A 21,466-nucleotide genomic window follows, 5' to 3' on the forward strand; every position below is an offset into this window, starting at 1 on the left:
TTATGCCAGACGCGGGTTAACTTTTTCTGGGTTGATGTCGAATTTCTTAATTGCATCAGCAACCACAGAAGCTTCGATTTCACCGCGTTTAGCCAGTTCACCCAGTGCAGCAACCACAACGTATGAAGCATCAACTTCAAAGTGGTGACGCAGGTTTTCGCGGCTGTCTGAACGACCGAAGCCGTCAGTACCCAGTACGCGATAATCGCTGGCTGGAACGTAAGTACGAACCTGTTCTGCGAACAGCTTCATGTAGTCGGTAGACGCAACCGCTGGCGCATCGTTCATCACCTGAGCGATGTACGGTACACGTGGAGTTTCGGTTGGGTGCAGCATGTTCCAACGCTCACAGTCCTGACCATCACGAGCCAGCTCGGTGAAGGAAGTTACGCTGTAGGTATCAGAACCCACGCCGTATTCTTCAGCCAGGATCTTAGCCGCTTCACGAACGTGACGCAGGATAGAACCTGAACCCAGCAGCTGTACCTTACCTTTGCTACCTTCCAGAGTTTCCAGTTTGTAGATACCTTTACGGATACCTTCTTCTGCACCCTGCGGCATTGCCGGCATGTGGTAGTTTTCGTTCAGCGTAGTGATGTAGTAGTAAACGTTTTCTTGTGCTTCACCGTACATGCGCTCCAAGCCGTCATGCATGATGACTGCCACTTCGTAAGCGTATGCTGGATCGTAAGAGATACAGTTCGGGATAGTCAGAGACTGAATGTGGCTATGGCCATCTTCGTGCTGCAGACCTTCACCGTTCAGGGTTGTACGACCTGAAGTACCACCGATCAGGAAGCCACGTGCCTGTTGGTCACCCGCTGCCCAGCACAGGTCGCCGATACGCTGGAAACCGAACATGGAGTAGTAGATATAGAACGGGATCATTGGCAGATCGTTGGTGCTGTAAGAAGTTGCCGCCGCCAGCCAAGATGATGCTGCACCCAGTTCGTTGATACCTTCCTGCAGGATCTGACCTTTTTCGTCTTCTTTGTAGTAAGCAACCTGCTCACGGTCCTGCGGGGTGTACTGCTGACCGTTAGGGCTGTAGATACCGATCTGACGGAACAGGCCTTCCATACCAAAGGTACGCGCTTCGTCGGCGATGATTGGAACCAGACGATCTTTGATCGACTTGTTCTTCAGCATCACGTTCAGGGCACGAACGAAAGCGATGGTGGTAGAAATTTCTTTGTTCTGCTCTTCCAACAGAGAACCGAAGTCTGACAGCGCAGGCATTTCCAGTTTCTCGGTGAAGTGAGTCAGACGAGTTGGCAGGTAGCCTTGCAGCGCCTGACGGCGTTCGTGCAGGTACTTGGACTCTTCAGAATCTTTATCAAACGTCACGTATGGCAGTTTTTCGATTTCAGAATCAGCCACAGGTACGTTGAAACGATCACGGAACTGGCGCACGCCGTCCATGTTCATTTTCTTAACCTGGTGAGCGATGTTCTTACCTTCGGCGGTGTCACCCATGCCATAACCTTTAACGGTGTGGGCAAGAATAACGGTCGCTTGGCCTTTGGTATCTTTCGCTTTTTTCAGTGCAGCGTAGACTTTCTTAGGATCGTGGCCGCCACGGTTCAATGCCCAGATTTCGTCATCGCTCATGTCTTTAACCAGAGCGGCGGTTTCAGGGTAACGACCGAAGAAGTGCTCACGAACGTAAGCGCCGTCTTTGGATTTGAAGGTCTGGTAGTCGCCGTCCAGCGTTTCGTTCATCAGCTGGATCAGTTTACCGCTGGTATCTTTACGCAGCAGCTCATCCCAACGGCTACCCCAGATAACCTTAATCACGTTCCAGCCAGCGCCTTCGAAGATGCCTTCCAGTTCGTTAACGATTTTGCCGTTACCGGTGACTGGGCCATCCAGACGTTGCAGGTTACAGTTGATGATGAAGCACAGGTTGTCCAGTTTTTCACGCGTTGCGATAGTGATCGCACCTTTAGATTCTGGCTCATCCATCTCACCGTCGCCCAAGAAAGCGTAAACGGTTTGTTCAGAGGTGTCTTTCAGGCCACGGTGTTCCAGATATTTCAGGAATTTAGCCTGATAGATTGCACCGATTGGGCCCAGACCCATTGATACAGTTGGGAACTGCCAGAATTCAGGCATCAGTTTAGGATGCGGGTAAGAGGACAGGCCTTTACCGTGAACTTCCTGACGGAAGTTGTTCATCTGTTCTTCGGTCAAACGGCCTTCAAGGAAGGCACGAGCGTAAACGCCCGGAGAAATGTGGCCCTGGAAGTACACCAAATCGCCGCCGTCTTTCTGGTTACGAGCGCGGAAGAAGTGGTTAAAGCAGACTTCGTATACCGTTGCGGAAGACTGGAAAGAAGCCATATGACCACCCAGTTCCAGATCCTTTTTCGATGCACGCAGAACAGTCATGACCGCGTTCCAACGAATCGCTGAACGGATGCGGCGTTCCAGCTCCAGATTACCTGGGTACGCAGGCTCGTCTTCTACCGCAATGGTATTGACGTAGTTGCGGCTGGTCGCTCCGGTAGGCAGGTTTACGCCGCCTTTACGGGCTTCACCCAATACTTGATCAATCAGGTACTGAGCGCGCTCTACACCTTCTTCACGGATGACCGATTCGATCGCCTGCAGCCAGTCGCGGGTTTCGATCGGGTCCACGTCATTGTTTAAACGTTCTGACATGGTGGTATTCCTTATCTGTCTAATGGTTTGTCAGGAGCCTGTCTTCGTGTGTTTTCTTCATGTCGGGAAAAAACACGAAGACAGGCCCAATCAGGGTTTAGTTGCCTAGTGGTGTTGCAATAAAACGGATTATCAAAGGGCTAAGCTTTCACAATCCGTTTTTAATCCTTGCGTTGCTGGAGTCTGCGCAGCGACCGCTCACGGCGGCTATGCTCACGATTGAGTTCCAACAAGATATCCTCAATAAATGCCAGATGGCGGTGCGATGCTTCACGAGCTTTCTCTGGCTCGCGTGCCACAATCGCCTCAAAAATGCTGGCACGATGGTCGTTTACCTTGGCCAACATTTCACGGCGCGAGTAAAGCAACTCAAAGTTCTGTTTCACGTTTTGCTCCAGCATCGGCGCCATACAGCGCAGCAAATGCAGAAGGACCACGTTATGTGCAGCTTCGGTCACCGCGACCTGATACTGCATCACCGCATCCGCTTCAGCGTCTAAATCGCCGCTTTCCTGCGCCTCTTGAATAACCAGATGGCAAGTGCGAATACGGGTTAAATCTTCGTCTGTGCCACGCAGTGCTGCGTAATAAGCAGCAATACCTTCAAGCGCATGACGGGTTTCAAGCAAATCGAATTGTGATTCTGGATGGTCTGCCAGCAGTTCAGCCAAGGGATCGCTAAAACTTTGCCAGAGGTTGGTTTGAACGAAGGTACCGCCTCCCTGACGACGCAACAGCAATCCTTTTGCTTCTAGCCGCTGTATCGCTTCTCTTAAAGAAGGTCGAGACACATCAAACTGTTTCGCCAGCTCACGCTCGGGAAGAAGTTTTTCTCCTGGGCGCAGCGTGCCTTCCAGAATCAGATATTCCAGTTGCTGTTCGATGACATCTGATAGTTTCGGTTGACGAATTTTGCTGTAGGCCATGTCGCTCTTTTCTTCTCTGCGAGTGCTTCTTCTTATTAACGTTATTTTGTTCGCGAGCCGCTTAAAATCTCTGCGAGTGGCGCAAAGTCAATTGGTAATACCAATTTCAAAAACGTGACGCTAAAGTAACAAAGTATTCACCTGCTGTCCATACAGGCTTTGATTGAAATCATGAAAGCGAGCATTTTTTAACAAAGTCACTCAAACAACACAGCAATACTATAACTGTAACGTGGTAATACCATTTACGAGGCAAGAAAGTATTTTAACTTTATTGAAACTAAAAGACACTCAAGCTGAAGCGTGAAAGCAGTGCAAAATTCGCATAACAATTCAAATAAACGAATAGTTATTTAATCACCAGATGTACTAACAATGCTAATTGCTTGAAGATAAATATGTTACGCGCGGTAGGTAAAATTAGGTAAAGAAGTCACGGCTATACGGTGTTTATCAAATCCGCTCGCTCAGCCAGCATGAAATTTATCCAATCGGCAATTCTCCTCGTCCTCCAAAAGAAGTACCTCCACCACCGGTGCTTCATTTTGTAAAATATTGCTTTTTTTTCGTCTCTTTCGCCAATTTCGCTCAAAGCGTCTATTTTATAAACAATGCTCATTTTCTCTGAATGAATGAGCAAAAACTCATTGAGCTCTCTCTGTGATCTATATCGGTATTTAACATTATAAATGTGGTGCAATTTCTTTCGCTTATCATTATTCTCCAGTCATTGGTAGCCAATAAAACAAATCAAATTGGCAATCCATGTAAACAATAAATTACGCATTTCGTATTTTAATAATTACAAATGACAGTAACAGTGAGCCAGAGGTCGTTTTCGACCGGCGTATTTAGAGGATGAAAGACATGAGTGATCAGCAGCATCGCGCTCAGCCTCACGGTGAACAACTGAAAAGGGGATTGAAAAATCGCCATATTCAGCTGATTGCTCTGGGTGGTGCCATCGGCACCGGACTGTTTTTAGGTATTGCACAAACCATCAAAATGGCGGGCCCTTCCGTTATTTTGGGCTACGCAATTGGTGGTTTTATAGCGTTCCTGATAATGCGTCAATTGGGTGAAATGGTGGTTGAAGAGCCTGTAGCAGGGTCTTTTAGCCACTTTGCCTTTAAATACTGGGGGAACTTTGCAGGTTTTGCCTCGGGCTGGAACTATTGGGTTCTTTACGTGCTCGTGGCGATGGCAGAGCTCACCGCCGTCGGCATTTATGTTCAGTACTGGTTCCCCGATATCCCTACATGGGTTTCTGCGGCCGTCTTCTTCCTTGCGATTAACGCCATTAACCTTGCGAACGTCAAAGTCTACGGTGAAATGGAATTCTGGTTTGCCATTATCAAAGTCGTCGCCATTATCGGCATGATTGTGTTCGGCGCATGGCTCTTACTGAGCGGCCACGCAGGGCCTGAAGCCAGCGTGACGAATCTGTGGCAGCAAGGTGGATTCTTCCCTAACGGCACGATGGGTCTGGTGATGGCGATGGCCGTTATCATGTTCTCATTCGGTGGGTTAGAACTAGTTGGCATCACCGCAGCCGAAGCCGATAACCCAGAGAAAAGCATTCCTAAAGCCACGAATCAGGTTATTTACCGCATTCTGCTTTTCTATATTGGCTCTCTGTCTATCCTACTTTCGCTTTATCCGTGGGGCAAAGTAGTGGAAGGCGGCAGTCCATTCGTGATGATTTTCCACGAATTAGACAGCAACGTGGTCGCCACCATCCTGAATATCGTGGTGTTGACCGCTGCGCTATCGGTTTATAACAGCTGCGTGTATTGCAACAGCCGTATGTTGTTTGGTTTAGCCAAACAGGGCAACGGGCCGAAAGCGTTATTGAAAGTCGATGGACGCGGCGTTCCCGTCGTAGCGATTGGGCTATCGGCTGCAGCCACTCTGCTGTGCGTGCTGATTAACTACGTCATGCCGGGCAAAGCCTTTGAGCTGCTGATGGCGCTGGTTGTTTCTGCCTTGGTGATCAACTGGGCGATGATTAGCTTAGCGCACCTGCGTTTCCGTGCGGCTAAAAATCGTGAAGGCGTGGTACCTAAGTTTCAGGCGTTTTGGTATCCGTTCGGCAACTACCTGTGCTTAGCATTCCTGTGCGGGATCTTAGTCATCATGTACTTCACGCCGGGTATTCAGATTTCCGTGCTGCTGATACCGGTATGGCTGATTATTCTCGGTATTGGCTACGCCATCAAACAGCGCAATCAACGCAATACGAATAGCGTATCCAGCCACTCGTAAGCGATTTTCTTTAATATTCTTAAAGCCTCCGCATGCCGGAGGCTTTATTTTTATGATGCGCTTTCTTTGCGAAAGCGAAAATTGTTACCCCGTTCACAGTTCCAAGTCAGTAGCACATTTATCCATCTCGCCAGCTAAACCTTTACCCATAGAATCAAGGTATTCGAGCACATAATCCTCATCAAGATAGCTAAATAATTTCTATGTGAGGATGTTAGCCATGAATGAAAACAAGCTCTCGGTAAAAGAAAAGATCGGGTACGGAATGGGGGATGCGGGTTGCAACATGATCGGCGGTGCCATCATGATGTTCCTGAGCTATTTCTACACCGATATCTTCGGTTTAGCTCCCGCATTAGTTGGCGTGTTGCTCCTCTCAGTGCGTGTTTTGGATGCCGTTACCGACCCGATTATGGGCGCTATTGCCGACCGCACTCAAACCCGCTGGGGGCGCTTTCGTCCTTATCTACTCTGGGTATCATTCCCTTACGTCATTTTCAGCGTATTGATGTTTACCACCCCAGAATGGACTTATAACAGCAAAGTTATCTATGCGTTCGTGACCTATTTCCTGATGTCACTGACCTATACCGCCATCAATATTCCTTATTGCTCACTGGGCGGCGTTATCACCGCCGATCCCAAAGAGCGGGTTTCCTGCCAGTCTTACCGTTTCATCATGGTTGGGATCGCCACGTTGATTTTGTCTTCTACCCTTCTGCCAATGGCGGATTGGTTTGGCGGCGAAGATAAAGCGAAAGGCTATCAGATGGCGATGGGCGTGCTGGCGCTGATCGGTCTCTTCATGTTTCTGTTCTGCTTTGCCACCGTTCGCGAGCGTATAAAACCCGCAGTTCCCAGTAATGATGCTCTGAAACAAGATTTACGCGACGTATGGAAGAACGATCAGTGGGTACGTATTCTGCTACTCACGTTCTGCAACGTCTGCCCGGGCTTTATTCGCATGGCCGCAACCATGTATTACGTGGTGTGGGTAATGGAAAAAAGCACGCATTTCGCCACTCTGTTTATCAGCTTGGGCGTGATTGGCATGATGTTCGGCAGTGCGCTGGCGAAACCGTTAACCGATCGCTACTGCAAACTTAAGGTCTTCTTCTGGACCAATATCGTGCTCGCGATCTTCTCCTGTGGCTTCTATTGGGTAAACCCTCACGCGACCACTCTGGTTCTAGTGCTCTATTTCTTGCTCAATATCCTGCACCAGCTCCCTTCCCCGCTGCACTGGTCGCTGATGGCCGACGTTGACGACTACGGCGAATGGAAAACCGGTAAGCGCAGCACCGGGATCAGCTTCTCAGGCAACCTATTCTTCCTCAAAGTCGGATTAGCCGTGGCAGGTGCGATGGTGGGATTCTTACTTTCAGCTTACGGCTACGACGCCGGTGCAGCACGTCAGAGCGACAGCGCCGTAGGCGGCATTATCCTGCTTTTCACCATCATTCCGGGGATTGGCTATTTGATTACCGCAGGTGTTGTGCGCCTATTGAAAGTTGACCGCAATATGATGATTCAAATTCAGAGCGATCTGGCTAAACGCCGTGAAAACTATCAAGAGCTCAATGCGCTAATCGATGCCAAACAGGCGAAGCCACATACCGTTTAATCCACGAGATATCAGGGAGCTATACATGACCGTTTTTCCTAACCCGCTGATTGAACAGCGCGCCGATCCCTATATTCATTTGCATCAGGATGGTTGGTATTACTTCATCGCTTCGGTGCCCGAATACGATCGCTTGGAGCTACGTCGCGCCCAAACGCTAGAACAACTGGCCGACGCGAAACCCGTGACGATTTGGCGCAAGCCAGAAAATGGCCCAATGAGCCACCTGATTTGGGCGCCAGAGCTGCATTTCTTCAATGGGCAATGGGTGATTTATTTTGCCGCCGCACATTCGCCAGAGATTAAAGAAGCGTTATTCCAGCATCGAATGTTCGCTCTAACCTGCAACGACGCCGATCCGCTAAGCGGAAACTGGATTGAGCGCGGCAGAGTCATCACGCCGCTGGATACATTTTCACTCGATGCCACCAGTTTTGAATACCAAGGTAAACGCTATTATCTTTGGGCGCAGAAAGATCCTGAGATTTACGGTAACTCTAATCTTTACCTCGCTGAGCTTGAAAACGCATGGACGATAAAAGGCCAACCAGTGATGTTGAGCAAACCTGAACTGGAATGGGAAACGTGCGGTTTTTGGGTCAACGAAGGGCCTGCGGTCATTCGTCGTGGGGGAAGAGTTTTTATCACTTACTCCGCCAGCGCCACCGATGAAAACTATTGTATGGGGCTGCTATGGGTGAAAGACGGCGCCGACATTCTAGACGCCTCTCAGTGGCATAAAATGCAAAAGCCCGTATTTGGCACCGCACGCCATAACCGCCAATTTGGTCCGGGGCATAACAGTTTTACGCAAACCAAAGAGGGGGATGACGTACTGGTTTACCACGCCCGTAACTACACTGAAATCGAAGGCGATCCGTTGTATGACCCCAACCGCCACACGCGTATCAAAATCTTTGCGTGGGATGAGCAAGGGATGCCAGTGTTTGGGGAGCCGTTGGCGGATAATAGGTAGGAGGGTATCTGGGGGGCGATTCAAATGATATTGCGGTGAAAGGTTTCGTCTGCCGGTACTGTATGTGTATATGTTAGAACTGTGAAAGTTTTCGTACGCCAGTACTGTATTAGATCAGTGAAAGGTTTCGTCCGCCTGTGAGCAAATATACTCCCATGAAACCAATGGCGTAGGCGTCCGATGAGAGCCCCGTTGCGCGGGGGCTCTCAACTCACGCGCTTTTATCCGAGACGCCATCTCCGCTCCGGTTTGGTATCGCCCATCCAGGGCGCCCCAAACTCCGCCGGTACATCCCTGTACCGGCGGCTCTCTCTACCAAAACTTAAACAATTAAAAGAAAAGAGAGAAATAAAAAGATAAGAAGACAAAAAAATCTTTTGTCTTTTCATGTTTAAAGAATGCATTTTAGAGCCGCCAGCAGGGATGCTGGTGGCAGGTTGAGGGCGCACAGGACGTGCGCTCCGAAACCGGTCGGCCAAACAACGCGGTAAAAAGCGCGAGAGTCGAGAGGTTGCGCGCCAGCAACCTTTCGTCGGACGCCTACGCCAATGGCTTCATAGAAACACAAATGCTCACTGGCGGACGAAACCCTTCATCGTTCTAACATAAAAGAGCCCGGATGCAAGGCGGCGGCGATTGAGCCGCCTTGCTCGGACGCCAGCACAATGTTTATGTGAAACTCGGTGTATTCGGCGGACGAAACCTTTCACTGTTCTGACATATACAGTGCTGACAGACGAAGCCCCACTCCACCTACATTAACGCCCCATAAATCGTCAGCAGCGCCACAACCACCAGCAACACCATAGTGATCTTTCGCGCTAACGTTACCGCCGCACGCGGCGTCTTAATCGGATCGAGATGTGGATCGCGCGCTAAGGAGAACTGAGCCAAATTAGTCAGCACTTTATATTGCGACGTATGAACATCACCCAGTGACGCGATCCATGCTGGCAGCGCCCTTTCACCATGGCCTAGCAGCGCATAGGTCACACCGGCTAAACGCACGGGGATCCAATCAAGCCAGTTCAGTATCAAATCCACGCCTGATTGTGCGCGCAATAGCGGTGAAGCCTGACGTGTTAGCCATGTTTGGTAAGCACGTAGCATGGCATATCCTGCTAATGCAACGGGGCCATAAGGACCGGCTACCACAAACCAAAATAGCGGCGCGAGATAGAAACGAAAGTTAATCCAAACCAGCGCATTTTGCAGTTCACGCAAACGAACATCAGCCGTGCAATCCGTCGGTAAACCATGAATCAAGGCCAGCTCAGTCGCCATCTGATCGGTGGCATGTTCATCGCCTTTGCGAGCAGCCGCCAGATAGGCTCGATAGTGCTTACGGATCTCACCGGCACCAATACAAAACAGCGCAATGATAATCCACAGCGCCAATGACAGCACACCGAAGAACATGCCGTGTGCAGCCCACAAAGCGGCAAACACCACCGCCATCCAAACAATCGCCATCAGCAATGTTTTGAGCAACGATGCACCCGAACCCATGCGAAATACCGGCTCAAAACGGTGATCGATTTGCCAATGGTGGCCGAGCTTAAACAAACGCTCCCACGCTAATACCAGTAACAACGAAAACAGAGTCATGCTTCTTAACTCCCAACTTTTTATTTATTTTTTATGTAACGACTTAAAATCTGGCGATATTCATCCCAGAAAAACATTGGGCCTGGATCGGTTTTTCGTCCTGGCGCAATATCGCTATGTCCAGTCACACGCTGAGGCGTTATCGGGTATTCATCCATCAGCAATGCGTTAATTTCAGCCAGCTTGCGATACTGCTCGGGCTCAAACATTTGGGAATCCGTGCCCTCTAACTCAATGCCAATCGAAAAATCATTGCAGCGTTCACGCCCTTCAAAACAAGAGACTCCCGCATGCCACGCTCGGCGATTAAAAGGCACATATTGAATCACAGTTCCATCGCGGCGAATCAGGCAGTGTGCTGAGACACGTAAATGCTGAATTTCAGCAAAAAAAGGATGCTCATCGGCACGTAATGTCCCGGTAAAAAGCTGGCTGATATACGGCCCGCCAAACTCACCCGGCGGTAAGCTAATATTATGAACCACCAGCAATGACGGCTCTTCACCATCTGGGCGATCGTCAAAATGAGGCGAAGGCACGCGCTCAACGCCAACAATCCAGCCGTCTTTTAATCGCATTTCTTACTGCTACTCCTGACCGAATGGGTGTTGTCTATAGCCAACATAATTAGAGTTGCAGCCAACACAGATGCAGCTTCAAGTATGACGGCTATATATGGTACTTATAGCGGCAACAGAGTAGCATGATTATTCTTAATACTTGGACCTATATCAACAGTCCAGGTTTATGGCCTGAAGGTCATCACCTGCTACTTTCGGAGTTTTTATTATGCCGACACGCCGCTACAGCGCCGATACGCGCCGAGCCGAGCTGTTAGAACGTATTGAAAACGACATCCCTTACGCGGTGTCTCTGGCTCTACGAGAAGATCTAGGCGGCGAGGTAGACGCTGACCGTGATATCTCTGCGCAACTATTGCCAAACGATAGGGAAGCCACCGCCACCATCATCACCCGTGAAGCCGGTGTGTTTTGCGGCGTTCGCTGGTTAGAAGAAGTTTTTCTGCAGCTAGGGCGGAAAGTCACTATCGAGTGGCAAGTGAAAGATGGTGACACATTGGTTCCAAATCAATGCCTGTGTAAACTGACCGGCCCTGCCCGCATCCTACTGACCGGCGAAAGAACCGCGTTGAACTTTTTACAAACGCTCAGCGGCGTATCAACAACGGTCAGCCACTATGTGAAGATTTTGGCCGGAACAAAAACGCAGCTGCTCGACACGCGAAAAACCATCCCCGGTATGCGAACCGCGCTGAAGTATGCGGTATTGTGCGGCGGCGGAAGCAACCACCGCCTTGGGCTTTCTGACGCTTTCCTAATTAAAGAAAACCACATCATCGCCGCCGGTTCGATAAAAAAAGCCGTCGAACAAGCATTTTGGATGCATACCGATGTGCCGGTCGAAGTGGAAGTCGAATCCATCGACGAGCTCAGAGAGGCGCTGGATGCCGGAGCCGATATTATCATGCTCGATAATTTCACCACCGATATGATGCGTGAAGCCGTGGCGCTAACCGGCGATCTCGCCCAGCTAGAGGTGTCTGGCAATGTGACCGATGAAACGCTGCGCGAGTTTGCTGAAACCGGCGTTGATTTCATTTCGGTCGGAGCCCTCACCAAACATATTAAAGCGCTCGATCTCTCCATGCGTTTTCAGTAGTACCTGATTAAAGCGTTAAGCATTCCCCTACGCCATATTGCGGCGCTGTTCGCAATATGGCGTGGAAACCTGCAACAGGTTTGAATTTCTCGTCAATCACCTTTCCAGTCTTATCCTTCGGCACTTGGCTGCCACGATCGCTCATTGCATGCTGCGCTACACAACACAGCGGAGACTCATCATGCAGCAAACAACGATTCCTCACTTAATAGCCCATCATCAAAGCGGCTTTACCCTCATTGAGCTAATGGTCGTGATCGCCATCATCGCCATTCTCAGCGCCGCAGGCATTCCGGCGTACCAAAGCTATATCCAAAAAGCGGCGATGACCGACATGTTACAGGCCATGATGCCCTATAAAACGGCGATTGAGCTGTGCGCACTGGAACAAGGTAGCCTCTCTGAATGCAATATCGGGGCGAGTGGTATCCCTCAAAGTAAAAGTACAACGTATGTCAGCAGCCTCAACGTGTCTCAAGGCATTATCACTGCGGTAGGGCAGCAGGCGTTAAAAGGATTAACCGCATCGCTCACACCACAGTTTGACAGCACCAGCGGAGATCTCAGTTGGCAAAAAAACTGTCAGGCGTCGGGTGAAAACAGCGCACTTGTCACCGCCTGCGAGCAGGTTCTGCGCTTCCCATCCGCAGGAGGCTCTCAGTGAACCAGCCACATATTGAGCAGCTATGCCACCAATTTGGCTGCGTCATGATCGAAGCTGATAGCCAAGCGATCCAGATCGCAGGGCCTCACGCAGTGGCTCCGAGCAAACTCATCGACGCAATAAAATTCGCCAGCGGGAAATCCGTCGTTTGGCATGTGTGGGGCGTAGCCCAGCTAGAGTCAGCCCAACAACATCATGCAACAGTATTAAACCCACCAGACAGCACCGGTGATGATGTTAAAACCAAGCAGTTACTCGAATATATTATTCAGCAAGCGCTCAAGCGAAGAGCCTCAGACATCCATCTTGAACCTAGACGAGACGGCCTAAGCGTTCGCCTACGCATTGATGGCGTATTACAGCCGCTGCGGATCCCGAGCGGCAGCGAAACTCTGCGCATCATCCCTCGGCTAAAAGTGATGGCTGAACTGGATATCGCGGAACGCCGCATTCCACAGGATGGGCAACTTAACATCGCGCTAAATGCCCAGAGCGCAACCTTTCGTATTTCCACCCTGCCCACTCGGCTTGGTGAAAAAGTGGTACTGCGTCAGGTGCAAGATGGGGCTCAGCCTTTCGAACTCGACGACTTGGGGTTCGAACCCCAAGCGCTTAGCACGTTTAAATCCACATTGAGCAAACCTCAGGGGCTGATTTTAGTCACAGGGCCAACGGGAAGTGGAAAAACAGCCACGCTCTATAGCAGCCTTAACTATTTGCATTCGCCAGAGATCAACATTTGCAGCGTAGAAGATCCGGTTGAGTCGCCGTTGGAAGGTGTCAACCAAACCGCAATTAACACCAAAGCCGCGCTCGGATTTACCACCGTCCTACGTGCGCTGCTGCGTCAAGACCCCGATGTAATTATGATCGGCGAGATCCGCGATGCTGAAACGGCGGAGATTGCTGTCAATGCAGCACAAACGGGGCATCTGGTGCTATCTACACTACATACCAATTCTGCTAGCGAAACGCTGGTGCGTTTATCTCAGCTAAATGTTAAGCCTTACCTTATCGCCGCCAGTTTGAGCCTCGTTATCGCACAGCGGCTGGTGCGCAAACTTTGTCAGCATTGTCGCCAACGCGATCACACCGCTCAAAAACTCACCCCCAGCCAGTGGCAAGGCGATGAGTTTCATCACTGGATAGCCGTTGGCTGCGAGCACTGCTTCAACGGTTACTATGGTCGAAAAGCGGTTTACGAAATCTTGCCGATTTCCCGTGAAATCCAACACGCGCTGCTCGCTCATGCCTCCGCGCTAGACATTTACTCGCTGTCACAGCAACAAGGCGTTGTGTCGCTATGGCAGGCAGGTCTTCAGCTTGCTCATCGAGGAGAAACCTCACTCGCGGAAGTCGTGCGTGTATTGGGTAGTCATTATGCTGACAACACACGGTGAACATAGATGGCTTATGCGCTCTTCACGTGGTTAGCGATAGATCCCGCGCAACAATTGCAAACGGGCATCTGTCTCGCCAAACAAAAAGATCAGGCATTTTTACAGCTACAGAGACAAGACCTCACACCGTTAAAAATGCAGCGGCAGTATAGCCTGCGCCCCTTGGCGTGGAAGAATGCCGATTGCATTCATGTTATCGAACAGCTCGCCACGTTGCTGCATGCGGGATTACCTTTGGCTAAATGCCTACTGATGCTGTCAGAAGATCACCCACATCTGCATTGGCGGTGCTTACTTCAACGACTTGCACAGCAGGTGAGTATGGGTACTCCTCTTTCAGAAGCGATGGTCACTTTCTCAGACATCTTTCCTCCGGTGTATAGCAAAACCATTGCCACGGCAGAATTGACAGGAAGGCTGGATCAAAGCTGTTTTGCGCTAGCAGAACAGCAGAAGCGCCAAGCCGAACTCAAAGCCAAGATCGGCAAAGCGTTGCGCTATCCCGCTCTCTTACTCAGCGTCACACTGGTCGTGATCGTCATTATGCTGGTTTGGGTATTACCGCAATTTTCCGATCTCTACCGAAGTTTTAATGCCCCCTTGCCTGCGTTCACGCGCGCATTGATGGCTTGCTCTCAGATGCTAATTCAGCATGCGCCATCGATTGTTGGGATTAACACTTCAGCAGCGCTTCTGATGTTGTGGCGCTATCAGCGCTCTCCATCATTCAGAAAACAAACCCAGCGAATGTTATTACGGTTACCCATCATCGGTTGTTTGATATCAACGGCAAATCTTAGCCAGCTCTTTTTCAGTCTCGCCATGACCCAACAGGCAGGATTGCCGCTATTAAAAGGGTTAGATAATGCGGCTCAGGCGCAGCAGAATCCTATTTTTCGGCAGGCAGTCGAAGATGTGAGCCAGAATTTACAGCAGGGAGATGCCCTAAGCGTCGCCATAAAACAACAGTCAGTATTTCCAACGCTGTGTTTTCAACTAATACGAGTCGGTGAGGAATCCGGCGGGCTTGACCACATGATGTCGCGCTTGGCACAGCATTATCAGCATCAGGCTAATAGCCTAAGCGACGCGCTGGCACAGATGGTAGAACCTATCATGATGGTGATTATGGGTATTGTTGTTGGCGGCTTAGTGCTTGCAATGTATCTCCCTATTTTTCAGTTGGGCAGCGTATTGCAATAAGAAATGATGACGGGCAAAGAAGGCATAAAATAAAACAAAACAGCCACCCTGTATCAACAGAATGGCTGCATTGAGAGTGCTAAATTAGTTAGAACCGTAAACGCGGTTTTCCTGTTCCGCAACGCGGATAAAGGTGGTGCGCTTGGTCAGCTCTTTCAAACGCTCTGCACCCACATAGGTACACGCTGAGCGCAGGCCACCCAAGATATCACGAACGGTGTTATCTACCGGTCCACGCAGCGGGAGGCGCACGGTTTTGCCTTCAGCGGCACGATAGCCAGCCACACCGCCAACGTGGCGATTCATGGCAGATTCAGAGCTCATGCCGTAGAACAGCATGAATTTATCACCGCTTTCGTCTTCAACGATACGGCCTTCACATTCATCATGCCCAGCCAGCATACCACCCAGCATTACGAAATCAGCGCCACCGCCGAAAGCTTTAGCCACATCACCCGGAACGGTGCAACCACCGTCGGATACAATTTGCCCACCCAGACCATGCGCAGCATCGGCACATTCAATCACGGCGGACAGCTGTGGATAGCCAACGCCGGTTTTCACACGTGTGGTGCAGACTGACCCCGGCCCGATGCCGACTTTTACGATGTCTGCGCCGGACAAAATCAGCTCTTCGACCATTTCACCGGTCACAACGTTACCCGCACAGATCACTTTATCTGGGCATGCTTCGCGCGCTTTACGCAGGAATGCCACAAAGTGCTCTGAATAACCATTAGCAACGTCGATACAGATAAATTTCAGTGATGGGGATAAAGCCAGAATCTGCTTCATCTTCACGAAGTCAGCTTCAGAGGTACCGGTAGAAACCATAACATGACGCAGTACGCTTTCAGACGAACGCTGAACGAACTGCTGCCACTGTTCTACGGTGTAATGTTTATGAACGGCGGTCAGAACATCGAAAGAAGCGAGCGCTTCTGCCATGCGGAAAGTGCCTACCGTATCCATATTGGCTGCGATAACCGGAACGCCGGACCACTTCCATCCTGAATGCTTAAAGGTGTACTCACGCTCCAGCTCAACTTCAGAACGGCTTTTTAAGGTTGAACGCTTAGGGCGGATCAGGACATCTTTAAAGCCTAACTTCAGATCTTCTTCAATACGCATGTGTTTGGTTTCCTGGTTAACGGCGACGATTCGCAGGGAATGCAATCATACAAACGATTGGCTGTTGCATGACGCCAGTTCCAGTGACGTTATCATACGCAAGAATTCCACCTCGACAAGACTGCTTTTTCATCAAAATTTAGGTTACACTCCCATAAATTTACTTCAGCCAGCCAACCCCTTCCATATCACATTTTTCTGCATCAAAAAGCGCAAACCTTACAATTGCGCCTGTTTTTTTCTCAAAATAGTCGAGCCAATAAGATCCTTGCTTGCACTTGGCGCTAGGACCATTATGATTCGCATGGCATTTATTTCTCGCACCCATTGTGGGTTGATTAAGGTGTTAGCCAGCAAACAGTGATGCGCTAATTGGCTATGAAAAGGTGGCTTGATGACCTACATCGTTGCATTAACCGGTGGGATCGGCAGTGGTAAAAGCACTGTCGCGGATGCGTTCAGCCAGTTGGGCGTTCCCGTTGTTGATGCCGACGTCATTGCCAGACAGGTCGTAGCCGTTGGCGCTCCCGCGCTACAAAAAATTGCCGCACATTTCGGTCAGAAGATATTGCTGGGTGATGGCTCATTAAATCGGGCATTACTGCGAGAAATTATTTTTAATCAGCCGCAGGAAAAAAGGTGGCTCAACAGCCTGCTGCATCCCATGATCCATCAAGAGACGCAGCGTCAACTCGCCACTATTGATGCCCCTTACGCGTTATGGGTAGTTCCTCTGTTGATTGAAAACGGATTAACTCAGCGAGCACAGCGCGTGTTGGTGGTTGACGTTGATCCTGAAGTACAGCTTCAGCGGACAATGGCTCGCGACGGTGTTTCTCGCGAACAAGCCGCAAACATTTTGGCAGCTCAGGCCACACGTTCACAACGTTTAGCCTATGCTGATGATATTATTGAGAACAGCGGTAGCCCTGAAACCATCGCGCCGCGCGTTGCCTCACTGCATCGTCACTATCTAGATCTGGCGGCAGCGACCCAACAGGATCCACACCATGAGTGATACATCTACGACTGTTTTGTTTGAACATCCGCTAAATGAAAAGATGCGTACTTGGCTACGAATTGATTTTCTACTTCAGCAATTACAGCAACATAGACATCTACAAGATATCACTGGCGCCCTTGCCTTTTTTCGTACCACGGCCGATTTGCTTGATGTTCTAGAGCGCGGCGAAGTGCGCACCGAGCTGTTAAAAGAGCTTGAGCGCCAGCAGCGAAAACTTCTGCAATGGACTGAAGTTCCCGGCGTCGATCAGGAGATGATCCGCCAATTACGTAGCCAACTGAAAAATCAGGCCGCCACATTGATGGCTGCGCCGCGTATTGGCCAACAGCTGCGTGAAGATCGTCTTATCGCCTTGGTTCGTCAGCGTTTGGGTATCCCCGGTGGTTGCTGTAGTTTTGACCTGCCAACGCTGCACATTTGGCTTCATCAGCCGCAAGAAATTCGTGACGAACTCGTCGACTCTTGGCTCATCTCCCTTGAACCATTGTCCGCAACGCTAACGTTAATTCTAAACTTAATCCGTAACTCTGGCGTGTTCAAACCGATGATCAGCCTCAACGGTTTTTATCAGGATAACGCGGAAGATGCCGATCTGCTGCGAATGAATATTGCGTTGAATTTGCAGGTATACCCGCAGGTTTCTGGCCACAAAACGCGTTTTGCGATCCGCTTCTTACCGCTTGATAGCGAGCAAGGAACTGTTCCAGAACGTTTGCAGTTTGAACTGGCCTGCTGCTAAAAATGCACTAAAGGCTCACGATGCTGAGGCGTTCTCAAAACGTGAGCACGAAAGGAAATAGAAAATGACAGATGAAACTATGACGGTGAACTGCCCTATCTGCGGCAAATCCGTAATTTGGGGCGAGCAAAGCCCATATCGCCCTTTCTGCTGCAAGCGCTGCCAGCTGATTGACCTTGGCGAATGGGCCGATGAAGAGAAACGCATTCCGAGCAATTCAGATCTTTCAGAAAGCGATGACTGGAGTGAAGAGCTGTAATGCACTCACAGGCGTAGGTTTTGCCTACGCCATTTGAGCTATGTTTTGAGTAACAAAATGCTTTGAACGGCGCTATGCCTTGTTAAGCTGTTCGATAACTGGCTTGTTAGGCTCAGGAAACTCTTCGGCTTTCAGCTGATGTTGATGCACCCAACGCATTGGCTGGCCTTCTCGCCCGTATGGCGTTTTATTCCAACGCTTAACCAAATAAAAATAGAGCGTAACGATACGGTCGCTAAAACGATGATCCAGCTGGTACAGCAATTCACTGTCTAAGACTTCGATCCCCGTTTCTTCTAATAATTCGCGCTGCAATCCCTGAACCGGGCTCTCATTAACCTCAATTTTTCCGCCGGGAAACTCCCACAGGCCGGATAAATGCGAGTCGCCGCCACGCTGAGTAATGAAAATCTCCCCTTCGTCATTGCGAATAATGCCTACTGCAATGTGCAAGTGTTTCAGGCTCATAGCTTATTCCTTCTGATGACATTCTTACCTGAGAAGATAAGAAAAAGGGATACGCCAAAGCGTATCCCTTGATAACGATTATGTTCACAGCGTTAAGTGATTAGCCTTGCAGGCGACCATGACACTGTTTGTATTTTTTGCCAGAACCACAAGGGCATGGATCGTTACGACCAACTTTGCGCTCACCGGTCTGAGAAGCCAGATCCTGTGCAACCAGAGTTGCATCGTCGACGTGGCTCAGCTGCTGTTGGCGAGCCAAGCGCTCAGCTTCTTCACGACGCTGCTGTTCCATTGCCTCAACTTCTTCTGGCATGCGCACCTGAACTTTGCTCAGCACGCTGATCACTTCGTATTTCAGCGATTCCAACATGGCGGCGAACATCGCGAAGGATTCACGCTTATATTCTTGCTTAGGATCTTTCTGCGCATAGCCACGCAGATGGATACCCTGACGCAGGTAGTCCATGGCAGCCAAATGCTCTTTCCACAGGGAGTCCAGCGTTTGCAGCATTACGCCTTTCTCAAAGTTGCGCATCATTTCAACGCCCACAACTTCTTCTTTACGCTGATAAACTTCAACAGCCTGCTGGAAAATACGTTCGCGCAGGGTTTCTTCATGCAATTCTGGCTCTTTATCCAGCCACTCTTTGATTGGCATTTCCAAATCAAAGTCATTCTTCAGACGCTCTTGCAGACCTTCGATATCCCACATCTCTTCCAGCGACTGCGGTGGAATATAGGTATCAAGCACGGTTTTAAAGACGTCTTCACGGATGCTGGTAATGGTTTCGCTAACGTCGCTTACGTCCAGCAGCTCGTTACGCTGGGTGTAGATCGCACGGCGTTGGTCATTGGCCACATCATCATATTCCAGCAGCTGCTTACGAATATCGAAGTTACGGCTTTCAACTTTACGCTGCGCATTGGCAATGGCTTTAGTGACCCAAGGATGCTCGATGGCTTCGCCTGGTTTCATCCCCAGTTTACGCATCATGCCGGTAACGCGGTCAGAAGCGAAGATACGCATCAGGGCATCTTCCATAGACAGGTAGAAGCGAGAAGAACCAGCATCACCCTGACGGCCCGCACGGCCACGCAGCTGGTTATCGATACGGCGTGATTCGTGACGTTCGGTACCAATGATGTGTAAACCGCCCGCTGCCAGAACTGCGTCATGGCGGATTTTCCATGCGGCTTTAATAGCCTCAATCTGCTCATCAGTTGGTTCAACCAGCTCTGCGACTTCCGTTTGCCAGCTGCCGCCCAACACGATGTCAGTACCACGACCCGCCATGTTGGTTGCGATAGTTACCGCGCCTGGCTGACCGGCGTTGGCAACGATATCGGCTTCTTTCGCATGGAACTTGGCGTTCAATACGTTGTGTTTGATACCCGCTTTAGTCAGCTCCTGAGAAACCACTTCTGATTTTTCAATCGAGATAGTACCCACCAGCACCGGCTGTCCACGTTTAGTACATTCACGGATATCTTCAATAATCGCACCGATTTTTTCCATTTCAGTCATATAGACCAGATCTGGCATATCTTTACGGATCATTGGGCGGTTAGTAGGAACAACGATGGTATCCAGCTTGTAGATAGAGCTAAATTCGAATGCTTCGGTATCAGCAGTACCGGTCATACCGGCTAATTTTTCATACAGACGGAAGTAGTTCTGGAAGGTGATAGAAGCCAGCGTTTGGTTTTCGTTTTGGATCTCAACGCCTTCTTTCGCTTCAACCGCCTGATGCAGACCATCAGACCAGCGACGACCTTGCATGGTACGGCCGGTGTGCTCATCGACGATGATAACTTCACCATCTTTAACGATATAGTCAACGTCACGCGTAAACAGCACATGTGCACGCAATGCCGCGGTAACGTGATGCATCAGCATAATGTTAGCTGGAGAGTACAGGGACTCGCCTTCTTCCATGATGCCCGCTTCAACCAGCATCTCTTCAATCAGGATCAGACCACGTTCGGTCAGGTTAACCTGACGGCTTTTCTCATCAACCGAGAAGTGGCCTTCGCCTTGGAAGGTATCCGAGTCTTCTTTTTCCTGACGGATGAGCTTAGGAATCAGCTTGTTCACACGGATGTACATCTCGGAGCTGTCTTCTGCAGGGCCTGAGATGATCAGCGGCGTACGCGCTTCATCGATCAGAATGGAGTCGACCTCATCCACCAGCGCATAATGCAGTTTGCGCTGAACGCGTTCTTCAGGGCTAAACGCCATGTTGTCGCGCAGGTAGTCAAAACCGTATTCGTTGTTCGTACCGTAGGTGATATCAGCGGCGTAAGCGGCACGTTTCGCGGGTGCGGTCATACCAGGCAGGTTGATACCCACAGACAGACCAAGGAACTCGAACAGTGCACGGTTGTTTTCGGCGTCACGCTGTGCCAAGTAGTCGTTCACGGTAACAACGTGCACGCCTTTGCCGCTCAGCGCATTCAGATAAGCCGGCAGGGTTGCTGTCAGGGTTTTACCTTCACCAGTACGCATTTCTGCAATACAGCGGTCATTCAGAACCATACCGCCTAACAGCTGAACGTCGAAGTGACGCATACCGAACACACGCTTACTCGCTTCACGAACGGTCGCAAAGGCTTCTGGCAACAGACTTTCTACCGTTGCGCCTTTGGCCAAACGCTCACGGAACTCATTGGTTTTTGCTTTTAGCTCGTCGTCGGAGAGTTTTTCCATCTCCGGTTCCATCTGATTAATCAGCGCTACGGCTTTGCGCATACGGCGCAGCGTACGATCGTTACGGCTACCAAAAACCTTGGTCAATAATTTAATTAACATAATTCTTAATATCTCTTAAGGAGCGA

At 50.0% G+C, this 21,466-nt stretch carries 18 protein-coding genes; 10 read left to right on the top strand and 8 right to left on the bottom strand.

What is annotated here, in order from left to right:
- Both aceE and pdhR read right to left on the bottom strand, forming a co-directional pair.
- A complete protein-coding gene (gene aceE, locus U0008_RS17410; protein WP_043495372.1) occupies positions 1–2,664 on the bottom strand; it encodes a pyruvate dehydrogenase (acetyl-transferring), homodimeric type in 2,664 nt (887 codons plus the stop codon).
- A gap of 161 nt (positions 2,665–2,825) precedes the next feature.
- Positions 2,826–3,590: a pyruvate dehydrogenase complex transcriptional repressor PdhR gene (gene pdhR, locus U0008_RS17415; RefSeq protein WP_025800338.1), complete on the bottom strand. Its 765-nt coding sequence runs from the start codon at positions 3,588–3,590 to the stop codon at positions 2,826–2,828.
- A gap of 867 nt (positions 3,591–4,457) precedes the next feature.
- Between pdhR and U0008_RS17420 the strand changes: the two genes are divergently transcribed.
- The 3 genes from U0008_RS17420 to U0008_RS17430 all read left to right on the top strand — a co-directional run bounded on the left by U0008_RS17420 (position 4,458) and on the right by U0008_RS17430 (position 8,455).
- Entirely contained in the window at positions 4,458–5,855 is a 1,398-nt protein-coding gene (locus U0008_RS17420) for an amino acid permease (protein WP_043495375.1), read from the top strand.
- Positions 5,856–6,075: 220 nt separating this feature from the next.
- Positions 6,076–7,479 carry a glycoside-pentoside-hexuronide (GPH):cation symporter gene (locus tag U0008_RS17425; protein ID WP_025800341.1) on the top strand — a complete coding sequence of 468 codons (1,404 nt, stop codon included), beginning with the start codon at positions 6,076–6,078 and terminating at the stop codon, positions 7,477–7,479.
- 25 nt (positions 7,480–7,504) lie between these two features.
- Complete coding sequence (locus U0008_RS17430; RefSeq protein WP_043495377.1) at positions 7,505–8,455, top strand: glycoside hydrolase family 43 protein; 951 nt, start codon at positions 7,505–7,507, stop codon at positions 8,453–8,455.
- A gap of 753 nt (positions 8,456–9,208) precedes the next feature.
- On the opposite strand, the gene ampE is transcribed toward U0008_RS17430, so the two are convergent.
- Positions 9,209–10,063, bottom strand: a complete 855-nt coding sequence (gene ampE / locus U0008_RS17435; protein WP_025800343.1) for a beta-lactamase regulator AmpE — start codon at positions 10,061–10,063, stop codon at positions 9,209–9,211.
- Positions 10,064–10,083: 20 nt separating this feature from the next.
- Positions 10,084–10,641, bottom strand: coding sequence for a 1,6-anhydro-N-acetylmuramyl-L-alanine amidase AmpD (gene ampD, locus U0008_RS17440; RefSeq protein WP_025800344.1), 558 nt, complete (start codon positions 10,639–10,641; stop codon positions 10,084–10,086).
- A gap of 211 nt (positions 10,642–10,852) precedes the next feature.
- Between ampD and nadC the strand changes: the two genes are divergently transcribed.
- A complete protein-coding gene (gene nadC, locus U0008_RS17445) occupies positions 10,853–11,743 on the top strand; it encodes a carboxylating nicotinate-nucleotide diphosphorylase (protein ID WP_025800345.1) in 891 nt (296 codons plus the stop codon).
- Between the two features lie 7 nt (positions 11,744–11,750).
- On the opposite strand, the gene U0008_RS17450 is transcribed toward nadC, so the two are convergent.
- Complete coding sequence (locus tag U0008_RS17450; protein WP_131000539.1) at positions 11,751–11,933, bottom strand: hypothetical protein; 183 nt, start codon at positions 11,931–11,933, stop codon at positions 11,751–11,753.
- Between U0008_RS17450 and ppdD the strand changes: the two genes are divergently transcribed.
- Genes ppdD through hofC form a run of 3 tightly spaced genes read left to right on the top strand, consistent with a single transcriptional unit; the run spans position 11,925 to position 15,010 of the window.
- Positions 11,925–12,407 (top strand): prepilin peptidase-dependent pilin, encoded by a 483-nt coding sequence (gene ppdD, locus U0008_RS17455; protein ID WP_051874177.1) that lies wholly within the window; start codon positions 11,925–11,927, stop codon positions 12,405–12,407. The genes U0008_RS17450 and ppdD overlap by 9 nt on opposite strands.
- Before the next feature lie 44 nt (positions 12,408–12,451).
- Entirely contained in the window at positions 12,452–13,807 is a 1,356-nt protein-coding gene (locus U0008_RS17460; RefSeq protein ID WP_051874178.1) for an ATPase, T2SS/T4P/T4SS family, read from the top strand.
- A 6-nt stretch (positions 13,808–13,813) separates the two neighbouring features.
- Positions 13,814–15,010, top strand: coding sequence for a protein transport protein HofC (gene hofC / locus U0008_RS17465; protein WP_043495380.1), 1,197 nt, complete (start codon positions 13,814–13,816; stop codon positions 15,008–15,010).
- An 84-nt stretch (positions 15,011–15,094) separates the two neighbouring features.
- Here the strand turns inward: hofC and U0008_RS17470 are convergent, their stop codons facing one another.
- A complete protein-coding gene (locus U0008_RS17470; protein ID WP_025800349.1) occupies positions 15,095–16,141 on the bottom strand; it encodes a GMP reductase in 1,047 nt (348 codons plus the stop codon).
- A 394-nt stretch (positions 16,142–16,535) separates the two neighbouring features.
- On the opposite strand from U0008_RS17470, the gene coaE reads away from it, so the two are divergent.
- The 3 genes from coaE to yacG all read left to right on the top strand — a co-directional run bounded on the left by coaE (position 16,536) and on the right by yacG (position 18,163).
- Positions 16,536–17,159, top strand: a complete 624-nt coding sequence (coaE, locus tag U0008_RS17475; RefSeq protein WP_043495381.1) for a dephospho-CoA kinase — start codon at positions 16,536–16,538, stop codon at positions 17,157–17,159.
- A complete protein-coding gene (gene zapD / locus U0008_RS17480) occupies positions 17,152–17,904 on the top strand; it encodes a cell division protein ZapD (protein ID WP_025800351.1) in 753 nt (250 codons plus the stop codon). The genes coaE and zapD overlap by 8 nt, the downstream gene beginning before the upstream one ends.
- A 64-nt stretch (positions 17,905–17,968) precedes the next feature.
- Positions 17,969–18,163, top strand: coding sequence for a DNA gyrase inhibitor YacG (yacG, locus tag U0008_RS17485; RefSeq protein WP_025800352.1), 195 nt, complete (start codon positions 17,969–17,971; stop codon positions 18,161–18,163).
- Positions 18,164–18,235: 72 nt separating this feature from the next.
- On the opposite strand, the gene mutT is transcribed toward yacG, so the two are convergent.
- Both mutT and secA read right to left on the bottom strand, forming a co-directional pair.
- Positions 18,236–18,625 carry an 8-oxo-dGTP diphosphatase MutT gene (mutT, locus tag U0008_RS17490; RefSeq protein WP_040045447.1) on the bottom strand — a complete coding sequence of 130 codons (390 nt, stop codon included), beginning with the start codon at positions 18,623–18,625 and terminating at the stop codon, positions 18,236–18,238.
- Between the two features lie 106 nt (positions 18,626–18,731).
- A complete protein-coding gene (gene secA, locus U0008_RS17495; RefSeq protein ID WP_025800354.1) occupies positions 18,732–21,440 on the bottom strand; it encodes a preprotein translocase subunit SecA in 2,709 nt (902 codons plus the stop codon).
- Between the last annotated feature and the right edge of the window lie 26 nt (positions 21,441–21,466).

The organism is Hafnia alvei, from assembly GCF_034424155.1.
Lineage (GTDB): Bacteria > Pseudomonadota > Gammaproteobacteria > Enterobacterales > Enterobacteriaceae > Hafnia > Hafnia alvei.